This is a genomic window from Methylobacillus methanolivorans (assembly GCF_044751345.1).
GTDB lineage: Bacteria > Pseudomonadota > Gammaproteobacteria > Burkholderiales > Methylophilaceae > Methylobacillus > Methylobacillus methanolivorans.
This window is the reverse complement of sequence record NZ_JBIWXY010000003.1, coordinates 1-13,645: the sequence shown is the minus strand read 5'-3', so window position 1 is coordinate 13,645 and position 13,645 is coordinate 1. Positions and strand designations below refer to the sequence as shown.

Sequence of the window (13,645 nt, the reverse complement as noted above, 5' to 3'; positions counted from 1 at the left end):
GCGGCTATGACCCAGCGCACTATTTCACGCCACCGACCTCGTCACTCCAGTGAAAGTCAAAACACAGTACGCTAATCTCGCCATGTAACACCACGGCCATGGATAACGTGACGCACAACTTACCTGTCGCAATCGAAAGATAGGGGCGCGTCATCTGCAATGATCCAGGGTTTTGCAAGGCACGGCGCAAATATGGACGACGCAACCATACCGCTCCTCGCCCATCTGCGAGCGGTTGATAACAACGATCTGTCACACGCTTAGCACTATCCGCCAGGCAACTTGCCCCAAGCTGCACTCCTTGCTGATCCAGGATGTAGCACCGATCTGCGCCCCTCAACCCCAAGAGCTCGCCAAATGCTTGCTCCGGGGCTTGTCCCGCCTGCAATTGAGCGACTGCCTGTACAAAAGCGCTACGATAATAGGCTAGGCACTTTTGGGTAGAATCCAGCGCCGACGAAGCCTGATAGCGCTCAAACAAAGACAATATCTTGCCTTCACTATGGGATTCATCAAGGGTATGCGCAGGCATGCCAAAATAATGCCCTTGCACTAGATCAACATCGGTCTCCATGGCGACCATGGCCTCTTCCAAGGTTTCTATCCCCTCGATGAGCACCAGACTGCCTGCCTCATGGATCAGGGATACGATACCAGGCAACAAGCGTCGTGCCATTGGCTTGTGCATCGCCTGCACAATCATGGAGCGATCCAGCTTGACGATATCTGGGGAAAGCCGCCAAATGCGTTCGAAGTTGGATTGCCCCGCGCCAAAATCATCAATCGCAACTAAGCATCCCAGGTCTTTGTAGAAGCCCACCGACTCAGACAATTGCAGTTCATCGTCAATCGCCCCTTCCATAATTTCCACAACGACCCGCTCAGGCGGCATATTATTTTCTTCAAGCAATTGCCTAAAAAAAGCACCATATTGCTTTCCCTGCACGATCACGCGAGGATCGACATTCAAGAACAGCCACTCTACGCCATCGCGTCCCATGCTACAAAAATTACGCAAATGCAGCGCACGTGACAATCGATCCAAATGCACGATGCTCGCTTCATCGCGAGCCAGGGAAAATATCTGGTAAGGTGAAACCTGCCTACGCCCGTCAATCGCCCGCAACAAGCCTTCATAGCCAACGATCCGGCAATGCGACAAGCTATAAATAGGCTGAAAAGCACTATATAACTTCATATGCTCATAAGTAGCGAATACCTTGCCGTGCTCTCCAGGCTCATCCAGGAATTGAAACTTGCCTGTCGCGTTTTCGGTCATTTATGAAGCCCTGTCGTGATGGATTAAGCGATTTCTGCACGATAGATCGCAAAAATCCATGCATCCCAGCAATATCTATGCCTGATTCAATACTTCACTTGCAGGATTTTTTTCGCTAGGATAGCGAAATTACTTGGCACACTCCGCCAATATCAAGCTGGCTAATGCAATGTATCCAGCATAACCAAACCATCACTAGAGGTTCAAATGAGCGAACATATTACCCACATCAGCGACGATACTTTTGATCAGGAAGTCCTGCAATCCCAGGTACCTGTGCTGGTAGACTACTGGGCAGAATGGTGTGGTCCTTGCAAAATGATTGCGCCGATTCTGGACGAGATTTCCAAAGAGTACGCTAATCGCTTAAAGATCGCCAAGCTCAATATCGACGAAAACCAAAATACGCCACCTAAATATGGCATTCGCGGCATCCCCACTTTGATGTTGTTCAAGAACGGCAATGTGGAAGCAACCAAAGTGGGCGCACTTTCCAAATCCCAATTGACAGCATTTATTGACAGCAATATCTAATAGCGCTACCCTGGCGCCAGGTTCCATCTACTAGCTAAAAGCACAACTCGCCACAGGAACCTGGCGGTCATCCTTCAAACAATCCCCGTTTTACAGCACTTCTGATTTCCAACGAGCCTTCCCAAATATGCATTTATCAGACTTGAAGCACCTCCCTGTCACTGAACTAGTCGAAATGGCCATCGCCAATGAGATTGAAGGCGCAAGCCGCATGCGCAAACAGGACTTGATCTTTGCCATATTGAAGAACAAGGCCAAGAAAGGTGACAGCATCTTCGGCGACGGCACCTTGGAAGTATTGCAAGACGGCTTTGGCTTCCTGCGCTCTCCCGATACCTCGTACCTTGCCGGGCCTGATGACATTTATGTCTCGCCTTCGCAAATCCGCCGCTTCAACCTGCATACTGGCGATACCATCCAGGGCGAGATTCGCACACCTAAAGATGGCGAACGCTACTTTGCCTTGGTCAAAGTAGACAGCGTCAATGGCGAGGCGCCGGAGAATAGCAAGCACAAGATACTGTTTGAAAACCTGACACCGCTTTTCCCGACCAAGCCATTAGTGCTGGAACGTGATATTCGCGGTGAAGAAAATATTACCGGCCGCGTCATCGACATGATCGCACCGATCGGCAAAGGCCAGCGCGCATTACTGGTTGCTCCGCCGAAATCTGGCAAAACAGTCATGATGCAGCATATTGCACATGCCATTACGGCCAACCATCCTGACGTGGTATTGATTGTATTGATGATCGATGAGCGTCCAGAAGAAGTCACCGAAATGACTCGCTCTGTCAGGGGTGAGGTCGTAGCCTCCACCTTCGACGAGCCAGCGACCCGCCATGTGCAAGTCGCCGAGATGGTGCTGGAAAAAGCCAAGCGCCTGGTTGAGCATAAGAAAGACGTCGTCATCCTGCTCGACTCCATCACCCGTCTTGCACGCGCCTACAACACTGTGGTGCCCGCTTCAGGCAAGGTACTCACTGGTGGCGTGGATGCTAATGCGCTTCAACGTCCAAAACGCTTTTTCGGTGCAGCACGTAATATTGAAGAAGGTGGCTCCCTCACGATTATTGGTACCGCCTTGGTGGATACCGGCTCACGTATGGATGATGTGATCTACGAAGAGTTCAAGGGTACCGGCAATTCCGAATTGCACCTTGACCGCCGCATGGCAGAAAAACGCATTTATCCTGCCATCAACGTCAACAAATCCGGTACTCGACGTGAAGAGCTGCTCATCGAAAAAGACGTATTGCAGAAGATTTGGGTACTCCGCAAATTGCTCTACCCCATGGATGACCTAGAGGCGATGGAGTTCCTGCTCGACAAGTTGAAGGCCACCAAGAACAACGCCGACTTCTTCGACTCCATGCGCAGAGGCTAATACAAAGTATCGCCTGTCAGGATTTGCAATTTCTTGACAGGCTGCATATAATGCTCCCCTTTCCTGCTTGGCAGGACCCTAACACTTGCTCGCCGCACAAACCGGCAATATAGAGGTAAAACATTATGAAACCTGGCATTCACCCAGATTACCGCGAAGTTGTGTTTCAGGACATCGGTGCTGATTTCAGCTTCCTGACACGCTCCACTATCGCTGCAAAAGAAACCATCAAGTGGACAGATGGCAAAGAATACCCACTGATCAAGATTGAAGTTTCTTCTCAATCCCACCCATTCTATACTGGCAAGCAGAAGATTCTTGACACCGCTGGTCGTGTTGAGAAGTTCCGTCAGAAATACGGCATGTAACCCAAAGGGTGATATGTTGTACAAAAAGGCAGCCTGGGCTGCCTTTTTTGTTTTTCCCAGCATCATGATCTAAGCGATTAAAATGCATAGGCATTACCGAACAAAACTAAAGGATATTCATGGCATTCGAGCTTGAGCACGATTGGCAAGCACACTTGGCAACTCCACGCGCACGAGTAGGTGAGCGCGCCAAGACTCATCTGCTGATATTGCTCTGTGTGGCCTGGATATTCCTGGGCTTGGTCGGGCACGAACCATGGAAGCCGGATGAGGCTCAAACTATCAGCATCGTCAAGAACATGGTACAAGGCCAAGGTTTGCTTGTGCCTATTGCCGCAGGACAGCAAAGCATAGAATATCCACCACTTTACTACTGGAGCGCAGCAGGTAGTGGCAAACTACTCTCTGGCATTCTCCCACTCCATGATGCTGCCCGGTTGATCAACAGCCTGTGGATGACCATTACCTTGCTCATGGTGGGCATGCTGGGTCGGGAACTATGGGGTGTGGGCATAGGCCGCCAGATCACCTTTATATTCATCGCCTCTATCGGCCTCATTGCCTCATCGCACCTATTGATGCCACAAGTAGCCTCCCTGGCTGGCCTGTCAATGGGATTGTATGCGTTAGCACTTGCCAAACGTCGCCCCTTGAGAGCGGCAGCATTACTCGGCTCGGGAATCGGTATCAGCTTTCTGGCCACCGGGGTTGCGAGCGCGCTCATCGTACTCATCACCATGGCACTATTGCCCATCTTGTTCGCCCAATGGCGTAGCAAAAGCTTCGCCATTGTAGCTATATTGAGCTTGATGGTCGCAAGCCCCTGGCTGCTTGCCTGGCCATGGCTACTGTTCAATGCTGAGCCTGGCCATTTCAATAGCTGGTGGCAAAGCAGCCTGTACGGTTCAGGTAGCATCAATCACCCTTATATCCTGCGCACCATACTCTGGTACGCTTGGCCAGCATTGCCTATTGCCGCCTGGGGTGCATGGCGCTACCGGGCAAGCTTGCTAACCAAGCCCAAGATGCAGTTACTTTTGGTATTTTCTGCTGCCAGTTTCGTGATCATTGGGTTGATGTTTGAGCGTCGTGAAATTCAAATTCTGCCGCTCTTGCTGCCACTTGCCGTACTCGCCGGAGGCAGCGTAGAAACATTGAGACGAGGCGCTGCTGGCGCACTGGACTGGTTTGGCCTGCTGCTGTTCGGCATGATGGGATCACTGATCTGGCTGGGTTGGTTCGCGATGCTCACAGGCACTCCCGCCAAGATCGCAGAACGCATGCAGTTTCTTGCCGCCACTCAAGAAGCACATTTGAATATTCTGGCGCTAGCCGCCGCACTGACAGTCACCATCATCTGGTTATTTGTTGTCGCCAATAGCAAACGTTCAAATCGTGGTGCACTCACCAACTGGGCAGTCGGCATGACCATGGCGTGGGGATTATTGATGACCTTGTGGCTCCCTTGGATAGATAACGCCCGCAGCTACAAGAATGTATTTGAAGACCTGAGCAAGGCCATGCCTGCCGAATATTCATGTATCAATAGCTACGGCATCGGCATGGCACAAACTGCCCTGCTTGATTATTACACCGACCTAGTTATTCAACCACAGAGCGCCCCGGCAAGCTACAACCCTGCTTGCGACCTTTACCTGATTCAAGATGATAGTCGCCATGTCCGCTTGACGCCGGGTGACAACTGGCAGCTGATATGGTCGGGCAATCGTGCACTAGACAGGCGCGAGAGTTTCCACCTATTTGTACGTCGTGAGTAAACCCTTAAAGTGGCTGTAACATTGACGCTAGTGCCTCGGCATCCTGAGCAATACTCTGGTTGGCTTTAGCCTCCATCGCACGATACCGCGTCAGCACATCCAGGCCAAATGGCGTCACCCTGGCACCACCACCGTGGCTACCTCCCGTTGCCGTTGCCACCAGCGGCTCACGAAAACTCTTATTCATGGCATCCACCAGGTCCCAGGCGCGCTTGTAAGACATGCCCATGGCGCGGGCACCTGCAGATATCGAACCACTTTGATTGATCGCTTCGAGCAAGTCTGCCTTGCCTGGGCCAATGGCGACCAGGTGCTGATAAGGCAGACGAATCTTGATGCTAATGGCGCTCATGTGGAATTTTCACCTCTGATTGCAGTCATAAAGACAGACTACAATCCATATTGTTTGTATTGACTGAAGGACTTACAATCCACGCATCTTATCGCATCCAACCTGGGCCTGAAATAGCTGCCAATGTCTGACATCCTCCACACTCCCCAATTGATCGACCAGTTTGGTCGTCGTGTGGACTATATTCGTCTGTCGATCACTGACCGCTGCGATTTTCGTTGTGTCTATTGCATGAGTGAGGAAATGAGCTTCCTCCCGCGCGAAGAGGTACTTTCCCTGGAGGAATGTGGGCGACTGGTAAAGACTTTTGTCAGCCTTGGTGTCAGCAAAGTACGTATCACAGGCGGAGAACCCTTGGTGCGAAAAAACGCATTATCGCTGTTTGAAGACATCGGCCACCTGCCAGGATTGCGCGAGTTGACGATGACGACCAACGGCTCACAACTTGAGCATTATGCCCATGCCCTGAAAAAGGCTGGGCTACATCGCATCAACATCAGTGTTGATAGCCTTGATGCCGAGCGTTTTCGCAAGATCACCCGTGTTGGCGACCTCAATAAAGTGTTACGTGGCATCCAGGCCGCCAAGGATGCAGGTTTTACCAACATCAAGCTCAACACAGTACTGATGCGAGGCTTCAACGATGATGAAGCCATTCCCTTGCTGCAATTTGCCATTGAACAAGCACTGGATGTTGCTTTCATTGAGGAAATGCCGCTCGGTGAAGTCGACCATAGCCGTGGGTCTACCTATGTCAGCAACCAGGCGACACTCAAATTATTGCAGGAACACTTCCCGTTGGTCAGCAGTACAGAAACAACAGGCGGCCCAGCACGTTATTGGCGCGTAGCCCACACGAATACCCGGGTTGGCTTCATCTCACCACACAGCCATAATTTCTGCGAGGCTTGCAATCGCGTACGCATCACCTGCAAAGGAGAACTTTTCCTCTGCCTGGGGCAGGAAAGCAAAATTGACCTTATGCCCTTGCTACGTGAACACCCACATGATGACCAGCCTTTACGCGACGCTATCCTGGCCTCCATGCATATCAAGCCCAAGGGCCATGATTTTGACTTGCAGCGCACCGCTCCTGCAGTCATTCGCTTCATGTCCCAGACCGGCGGCTAATTTGGCTCTAGCATTTCCTGCTGGCAATTGGCTGTAGCAAGTATGGAAAATAAAGTAAAATTTCCCCTTCGCAATCAATCACATTTATTGGCACATCCTGATGATGAGCCAATATTTGACCAAGACATATGAGTATTACAGGAATCGTGCTTGCAGGTGGTCAAGGCAAGCGTATGGGCGGTGCTGACAAAGGTTTGGTGGAATTCAATGACCAGCCCATGATCAAGCATGTATTACAGCGCCTTGCGCCACAAGTGAACGAAATACTGATCAATGCCAACCGCGAGATTGATCGTTACCAGCAACTGGGTTATCGCGTGATAACAGATGAAATAGGTGGTTTTGCTGGCCCGCTGGCAGGCTTGCATGCTGGCATGCTGCATGCACAACATCCTTATATCCTCACCGCCCCTTGTGACTCACCGCTATTACCTTCTAGTTTGGCCAAGCGCCTGATGAATGCATTGATCGAGCGGGATGCTGATATTGCCGTTGCTAAAACCGGCAAACAAGCACATCCCGTTTTCTGTCTATGCCGTCGCTCTTTGCTGCCCAACCTTGAGCAGTTTTTACAGCAAGGGGAACGCAAAATGGCAGACTGGATCGCCCAGCTCGATAGCACTGAAGTCTCATTTACCGATCAGGCCCAGGCTTTCACCAACATCAACACGCGCGAAGAACTACAAGGCCTGGAACAGGCCTCGTGAATACCTTCACCGCATTCCCGCGCCCCATCATGGGCTTTTGTGCCTATGGTAGCGGCTCGGGAAAAACCACACTGCTCACCAAACTGATCCCGACACTCACCGCCCGGGGCCTGCGACTGTCAGTGATCAAGCACGCACACCACAAATTCGATGTAGACAAGCCGGGTAAGGATAGCTATCGCCTGCGTGAAGCCGGTGCCGTGCAAACCTTGGTTGCCTCTGATATCCGCTGGGCCCTGATGACCGAGCGCCAGCGTATCCCCGAGTTGGCAGCAAACCCCGTGAACCTTGAAGAGCTATTGCCACAGCTTGATCACGAAGCCATAGACTTGGTGCTGGTGGAAGGCTTCAAACAAGCTGGCATCAACAAAATTGAGATTCACCGACCTAGCCTAGGCTATCCCTTACTGGCATTGGATGACCCCAGCATCATTGCTGTCGCCACCGATACACATCTTGGTAACATGGCCACGCCAACATTAGACCTGAACAACCCAGAAGCCATTGCCGACTTTATCGAGCAATGGATGAAAGACCTGACACCATGACCACAAGCCAATCGCTTAACCAACTCATCAGTTGCCAGGATGATTATGATCCCAACTCGATGCCCGTCCAGCAGGCAAGAAAATTTATCCAGCGCTTTCTGAACCCAGTCAGCGACACTGAAACCCTGCCACTAAAAGCCGCAGTTGGGCGCGTGCTTGCGCAAAGTGTCATCTCGCCGTTGAATGTGCCCAGCCATGATAATTCCGCCATGGATGGCTTTGCCCTGCATAGCCAGGACATCAACACTCCTGCCCTGAACATCATCGGCACAGCCTATGCTGGCAAACCATTCACAGGCAATGTCAATGCGGGAGAATGTATACGCATCATGACAGGCGCAGTGATTCCACAAGGTACTGACACTGTGATCATGCAGGAGCGCACTGAGGTTTCTGGCAATCGCATGACAATGCTCGAACCTCCCAAACCCCAGGCCAATGTCCGCTACGCTGGTGAAGACCTGAAAGAAGGACAAGCCGTCTTGGAAATGGGTCGCCAATTGCGGCCAGCGGATATTGGCCTAATCGCATCCCTTGGTATCGGAGAAGTCTCAGTCTATCGCAAGTTAAAAGTCGCCTTCTTCTCAACAGGAGATGAGCTGGTAAGCATTGGCCAACCATTAAGTGCAGGGCAAATTTACGACAGTAATCGCTACACCCTGCATGGCATGCTGCTCGGCCTGAACGTAGACATCATTGATATGGGTGTTGTGCGTGATGATCCTGCCGCATTGGAGCAGGCGCTCATAGAGGCCTCCACCCAGGCAGATGTCATCCTGACGAGTGGAGGTGTTTCCGTGGGTGAAGCCGACTTCATGAAACAACTATTGGAAAAGCTAGGCCAAGTCGTCTTCTGGAAAATCGCCATGAAGCCAGGCCGTCCTCTCGCCTATGGCAAAGTAGGCTCGGCGCATTATTTCGGCTTGCCCGGCAACCCAGTCTCCGTCATGGTCACGTTTTACCAATTCGTCAGAGATGCCTTGCTATATCTCGCAGGGCAAAACCCGGTGCCTGCATTGCCATTACTCAAAGCCACCTGCACAGAGCCTATCCGCAAACTAGCAGGTCGCACAGAGTTCCAGCGCGGCATCTTATTCGCTGACGCAGCGGGCAATTGGCAAGTGCGCCCGACAGGCAACCAAGGCTCTGGCATCCTGCGCTCCATGTCAGAAGCCAATTGTTTTATTGTCCTGGACGACACGATAGGTAATTTACCCGCAGGTGTAGAAGTGCAAGTTCAAGTCATGGAAGGTTTGTTGTAACTCTCCCCCCGCTGGTTTTTCTCAAATGCGCTAGCCATGATATGCACCTGAGTGTGCAAGGAATATCACAGATAAGATCGAGTGTATGTATATTCCTGTTGAACTTTCGACACATCGGCGGTTAATATGCAGGTGGATTTTTTGTAGGCCCTATGCGTGACCCCATTAAAAACCACCAAAGCTCATGTAGCCTCGATTACTGATCTGATTCGACTAGACAAGGATGCAACTGAACCGTTGTATGCACAGTTGTATCGGCAACTTGAGGCTCTGATATTGCAGCAGGAACTCAAGCCGGGGACACAATTGCCCACTGAGACTGTATTTTCCGAGGCGCTAGGCGTCAGCAAAATCACGATCAAGCGCAGCTATATGGAGTTGCGTAACCGCAAACTGATCACCAGCAACCGTAAAGGCGGCACCACAGTGCTGACCCCTGGCCGGCTGGATACCCATATGTTCAGGTTACGCGGCTTTACTGATGAAATGCATGAGCTGGGCATGAAGCCCTCTACGCGCATCCTCGAACAATCCATCACCAATGACCGTGGCATGGCCTCCATGTTCGGCCTCAACTCCAATGCCCCACTCCTGAAATTGGAGCGTATCCGCTACGGCGATGACAAACCACTCTCTCACGAGATTGCCTGGTATAACCTGCACCATCTACCAGAGCTCGCTTCTGCTGACTTACAAGGTTCCATCTATCAAGCCATCAACCAGCAGTGCAAGCATCACCTGGAGTGGTGTGAACAAACGGTAGAGGCCGTACTCTCCAATGAAGTCGAGAATCAGGCTTTCGGCTTCAGCTTCGCACAACCTTGCCTGCTGATCAAGCGCCGTAGCTATTCTCACGATGGCATTCTACTGGAATATGTCGAGGGTACTTTCCGTGGTGATGCCTATGCCTACCGAGTCAAGATGAAAGGCTAGACGATCATGCTGGCAAGCTTCAAACCTAGCAGCTCGAATGCTTATATCCTTGCCAGCCTGATGATCGCGCATGTGTACTTCGTGCGCCGCTTCCCTGCTCCTGGTGAGTCCTTGCAAGCTGAAAACTTTTACGGTGAAACTGGCGGCAAGGGACTCAACGTTCTAGTGGGCCTACACAAATTAGCCGTGCCCGTAAACGGCATCCTGCCCTGCGGATACCACCCCACATCACAGCAGCAACTGCAACATATATTGGCGGAATGGCAACTCAACCATATCACTCCAGCCATCATCGCCGAGCATAATGGTCATGGTGTCGCCCTGATTGATGCGCAGGGTCAAAACCAGATCATCATTTTCCCCGGCGCCAATGCCCTGCTTGGCGAGGCCGATATACAACGGCAAACCGCGCATATACAACAAGCGGACCTCACTTATGCCCCTTTCGAGCTGCCTGATGCCGCCATCATCGCAGCATTTAGCATTGCTCGTGCGGCAAACCGCATGACAGTACTCAACCCATCTCCCTACCGCACCATTAACCCTACGCTGCTGGCAGTAACCGATGTATTGATCATGAACCAGACAGAAGCTCAAGCCTGGCTAAATGGATCACCTGAACATTTTTCAACGCGAAGCACCACATTGGCATGGTTAAGACACATCCAGTTCAACCAACGCTTTCCAGGAAAATCTCTCGTTATTACTCTGGGCGACCAAGGCGTTGTCGCCCTACTAGAGGATGGCAGCATCCATCAACAAGAAGCTTTTGACACCCAAGTAGTTGATAGCATAGGTGCTGGCGACGCTTTCGCTAGCGCTTTCCTGGCAAGCCTGTTGCAAGGAAATCATTTATCTACCGCCTTGCAATATGGTTGTGCCAGCGCGAGCCTGTGCATCCGTCAATCCGGCCTGCTAGCCCACCTTCCCACGCGCGACATATTGCAATCTTTCCTTTCCGGGCAAGGTTCCGGAACAAATTCATGATTATCTTGATGGTCAAACTCACCGCTTTCGCCTATGCTCGCCACCTTATAAAACAGTTTAAAAGCATTATTGGGGAGTCAGCATGCATCGTTCTAGGTTTCATCTCAAACTCATTCCACTTGCTGTATTAAGCATATGGAACAGTGGCCCTGCCATGGCAGAAGATGCCTCCACAGAAACCCGCGAAGGCTTACAAGTCGTCTCCCCCGTTGTCGTAACAGCTACTCGCGCAGCACAGCGCAGCTTCGATTTGCCAGTCGCCATTGACGTTGTCAGCAAGGAAAACATTCAAGACGGCCAGGCACAAATGACCTTATCCGAAAGCCTGATCCGCGTTCCCGGCATCACTGCCCAAAACCGGACTCAAATGGCACAAGACCCCCAGATTTCCACCCGCGGCTTTGGAGCTCGCTCTGCATTTGGTGTGCGTGGCGTGCGCGTCTACGTTGATGGCATCCCCTTGACCTACCCTGATGGCAGCGGGCAGCCTGGCAGTGTGGATCTAGGCGCTATGCAAGGCATCGAAGTCATGCGCGGCCCTTTCTCAGCGCTGTACGGCAACTCTTCTGGTGGCGTTGTACAACTGCTGACAGAAAATGCTCCTTCCGGCCATGAGTTATCGGCTGGCGTATTATTCGGCAGCTACAACACCCGTCGCGAAAATGCTCGCGCAGCCGGCACTGCAGATGGACTCGAATACCTCATCAACTACAGCAATTACTCTTCCGACGGCTATCGCGATCACAGCCGCAACAAGAAAGAACAAGGCACCGCCAAATTCCGCTTCAATTTAAATGAAGACACCAAGCTCACATCGCTAATCAACTGGTTTGACCAAGAAGCGGATGACCCGATCGGACTGACTAGTAGCGAAGTACGTACAGATCGCAAACAAGCCGCACCAAACGCACTTGGCGCAAACACGCGAGTTTCCCGTAGCCAAACCCAAGTTGGTTTTAATCTTGAACATACGATTAACGAGAATAACTTAATCAACCTGATTTCTTATGTTGGCAATCGCAAAAACGAGCAATACCTCTCGACCAGTCAAACTATCGATGGGCAAGGACGATGGGCTGGCCGCGCCAGTAGCATTGATCGTGACTTTTGGGGAACAGATTTACGTTGGACCAATACCGGCAAACTCCTTAACCGCGCTTACAGTCTGAGTGCAGGATTTACGTATGGAAAGATGAGCGATGATCGCTTAGATATCAATGCTTACAATGGTGTAAAACGTACAGATGCTGGCCGCTTAAATCGCGATGAAGAGAATATTGCAACTAACTCTGACAAATATATCCAAGCCCAATGGTCTATCTTAGACAATCTGGATTTACATGCAGGGGCGAGACGTACAAAGGTTGTTCTTAAAATCAATGACAATCTTCTTAATGTTGGTGGAGATAATGGCGGCACAGTTTCCTACGAGAAAACCACTCCAGTTGTGGGCGCTGTTTGGAAATTAACTCCAGCATGGAATGTATATGCTAACTTTGGGAAAGGTTTTGAAACACCCACTTTTGTTGAAGCTGCGTATGCCACTACAGCAATCACTAGCGGCCCCAACTTGAGCCTAAAACCTAGTGAGAGTCGCAATTTTGAGATCGGAACAAAAGCAATCATCGGTAATAACACAACGGCTAATCTGACTTTATTTACCGTACGTACTGATGATGAGTTAGTCATTAGTGGCAACTTAGCAGGTCGTACAAGCTATAGAAATGCCAGCAAGACAAAACGGAATGGTGCCGAGTTTTCGATTGAGTCAAAATTCGACAACAATATTGCGTTTTTTGGTTCGTATACCCTGCTAAATGCAAAGTTTGACTCCAGTTATCAGTCGCTGAATGGGCCTGTAGACTCTGGGAATATCATCCCTGGTACATATCACAGCCAAATCTACAGTGAAATTTCCTGGAAGCATCAAGCTTCTGGTTTTAATACCGCTTTTGAAGCTCGTCGTAATAGCAAAACCTACGTAAATGATACAAACACAGCAACTGCTGGTTCCTACACCATTTTCAACATCCGAGCCGGTTTCCAGCAGAAATTACAAAATTGGCGCTTCAGTGAATATGTCCGCGTAGAAAATATTTTCGACAAAGAATATGTGGGCTCTATTAGAGTAAATGACAGTGCTAATCGCTTTTACGAACCGTCTGCAGGTCGAAACTGGCTACTTGGCCTCAATGCAACTTATATCTTCTAAACTCTATATTTAAGATAGCTTTGTAAAAAAGGGGCACTGCTAACACAGTGCCCCTTTTATTTTCTCCTGACACTCAAACCCCTCACACACCAACTCTTCGATTTTACCGAAGTATTGATCAGTTGATCGTATGTTTTTCCCAAGGGATTACTCCAGTATGATTCACC

The 13,645-nt window shown here is 50.6% G+C and carries 13 protein-coding genes; 11 read left to right on the top strand and 2 right to left on the bottom strand.

From position 1 onward, the window contains the following. Positions 1–19 precede the first annotated feature (19 nt). Entirely contained in the window at positions 20–1,279 is a 1,260-nt protein-coding gene (locus ACIKP9_RS12395) for a sensor domain-containing phosphodiesterase (RefSeq protein WP_400883435.1), read from the bottom strand. 207 nt (positions 1,280–1,486) lie between these two features. Here ACIKP9_RS12395 and trxA point away from each other — a divergent pair, with 207 nt between their 5' ends. The 4 genes from trxA to ACIKP9_RS12375 all read left to right on the top strand — a co-directional run bounded on the left by trxA (position 1,487) and on the right by ACIKP9_RS12375 (position 5,346). Next, positions 1,487–1,813 carry a thioredoxin TrxA gene (trxA, locus tag ACIKP9_RS12390; RefSeq protein ID WP_400883432.1) on the top strand — a complete coding sequence of 109 codons (327 nt, stop codon included), beginning with the start codon at positions 1,487–1,489 and terminating at the stop codon, positions 1,811–1,813. A 127-nt stretch (positions 1,814–1,940) separates the two neighbouring features. Then, complete coding sequence (gene rho, locus ACIKP9_RS12385; protein ID WP_400883429.1) at positions 1,941–3,200, top strand: transcription termination factor Rho; 1,260 nt, start codon at positions 1,941–1,943, stop codon at positions 3,198–3,200. Between the two features lie 125 nt (positions 3,201–3,325). Next, positions 3,326–3,568 carry a type B 50S ribosomal protein L31 gene (locus ACIKP9_RS12380; RefSeq protein WP_230348982.1) on the top strand — a complete coding sequence of 81 codons (243 nt, stop codon included), beginning with the start codon at positions 3,326–3,328 and terminating at the stop codon, positions 3,566–3,568. A 119-nt stretch (positions 3,569–3,687) separates the two neighbouring features. After that, a complete protein-coding gene (locus ACIKP9_RS12375; RefSeq protein WP_400883425.1) occupies positions 3,688–5,346 on the top strand; it encodes an ArnT family glycosyltransferase in 1,659 nt (552 codons plus the stop codon). A 4-nt stretch (positions 5,347–5,350) separates the two neighbouring features. Here the strand turns inward: ACIKP9_RS12375 and ACIKP9_RS12370 are convergent, their stop codons facing one another. After that, entirely contained in the window at positions 5,351–5,698 is a 348-nt protein-coding gene (locus ACIKP9_RS12370; protein WP_400883422.1) for a winged helix-turn-helix domain-containing protein, read from the bottom strand. Between the two features lie 123 nt (positions 5,699–5,821). Between ACIKP9_RS12370 and moaA the strand changes: the two genes are divergently transcribed. The 7 genes from moaA to ACIKP9_RS12335 all read left to right on the top strand — a co-directional run bounded on the left by moaA (position 5,822) and on the right by ACIKP9_RS12335 (position 13,478). Continuing rightward, entirely contained in the window at positions 5,822–6,829 is a 1,008-nt protein-coding gene (gene moaA, locus ACIKP9_RS12365; RefSeq protein WP_400883419.1) for a GTP 3',8-cyclase MoaA, read from the top strand. A 128-nt stretch (positions 6,830–6,957) separates the two neighbouring features. After that, entirely contained in the window at positions 6,958–7,536 is a 579-nt protein-coding gene (gene mobA, locus ACIKP9_RS12360; protein ID WP_400883416.1) for a molybdenum cofactor guanylyltransferase MobA, read from the top strand. Continuing rightward, positions 7,533–8,084: a molybdopterin-guanine dinucleotide biosynthesis protein B gene (gene mobB / locus ACIKP9_RS12355; RefSeq protein ID WP_449816073.1), complete on the top strand. Its 552-nt coding sequence runs from the start codon at positions 7,533–7,535 to the stop codon at positions 8,082–8,084. Before mobA ends, mobB begins: the two co-directional genes overlap by 4 nt. After that, complete coding sequence (gene moeA, locus ACIKP9_RS12350) at positions 8,081–9,346, top strand: molybdopterin molybdotransferase MoeA (RefSeq protein WP_400883413.1); 1,266 nt, start codon at positions 8,081–8,083, stop codon at positions 9,344–9,346. The genes mobB and moeA overlap by 4 nt, the downstream gene beginning before the upstream one ends. A 156-nt stretch (positions 9,347–9,502) precedes the next feature. After that, positions 9,503–10,279 carry a GntR family transcriptional regulator gene (locus tag ACIKP9_RS12345; RefSeq protein ID WP_400883411.1) on the top strand — a complete coding sequence of 259 codons (777 nt, stop codon included), beginning with the start codon at positions 9,503–9,505 and terminating at the stop codon, positions 10,277–10,279. Between the two features lie 6 nt (positions 10,280–10,285). Then, entirely contained in the window at positions 10,286–11,266 is a 981-nt protein-coding gene (locus ACIKP9_RS12340; protein WP_400883408.1) for a PfkB family carbohydrate kinase, read from the top strand. Between the two features lie 82 nt (positions 11,267–11,348). Then, positions 11,349–13,478, top strand: coding sequence for a TonB-dependent receptor family protein (locus tag ACIKP9_RS12335; protein ID WP_400883405.1), 2,130 nt, complete (start codon positions 11,349–11,351; stop codon positions 13,476–13,478). The last annotated feature ends 167 nt before the right edge of the window (positions 13,479–13,645 follow it).

What these genes read in the sequence shown, in the direction of transcription:
- rho (WP_400883429.1), top strand. Translation starts at nt 1,941, where the DNA reads ATGCATTTATCAGACTTGAAGCACCTCCCTGTCACTGAACTAGTCGAA.
- ACIKP9_RS12370 (WP_400883422.1), bottom strand. Translation starts at nt 5,698, where the DNA reads ATGAGCGCCATTAGCATCAAGATTCGTCTGCCTTATCAGCACCTGGTC.
- ACIKP9_RS12335 (WP_400883405.1), top strand. Translation starts at nt 11,349, where the DNA reads ATGCATCGTTCTAGGTTTCATCTCAAACTCATTCCACTTGCTGTATTA.
- ACIKP9_RS12380 (WP_230348982.1), top strand. Translation starts at nt 3,326, where the DNA reads ATGAAACCTGGCATTCACCCAGATTACCGCGAAGTTGTGTTTCAGGAC.
- mobA (WP_400883416.1), top strand. Translation starts at nt 6,958, where the DNA reads ATGAGTATTACAGGAATCGTGCTTGCAGGTGGTCAAGGCAAGCGTATG.
- moaA (WP_400883419.1), top strand. Translation starts at nt 5,822, where the DNA reads ATGTCTGACATCCTCCACACTCCCCAATTGATCGACCAGTTTGGTCGT.
- moeA (WP_400883413.1), top strand. Translation starts at nt 8,081, where the DNA reads ATGACCACAAGCCAATCGCTTAACCAACTCATCAGTTGCCAGGATGAT.
- ACIKP9_RS12340 (WP_400883408.1), top strand. Translation starts at nt 10,286, where the DNA reads ATGCTGGCAAGCTTCAAACCTAGCAGCTCGAATGCTTATATCCTTGCC.
- trxA (WP_400883432.1), top strand. Translation starts at nt 1,487, where the DNA reads ATGAGCGAACATATTACCCACATCAGCGACGATACTTTTGATCAGGAA.
- ACIKP9_RS12395 (WP_400883435.1), bottom strand. Translation starts at nt 1,279, where the DNA reads ATGACCGAAAACGCGACAGGCAAGTTTCAATTCCTGGATGAGCCTGGA.
- ACIKP9_RS12375 (WP_400883425.1), top strand. Translation starts at nt 3,688, where the DNA reads ATGGCATTCGAGCTTGAGCACGATTGGCAAGCACACTTGGCAACTCCA.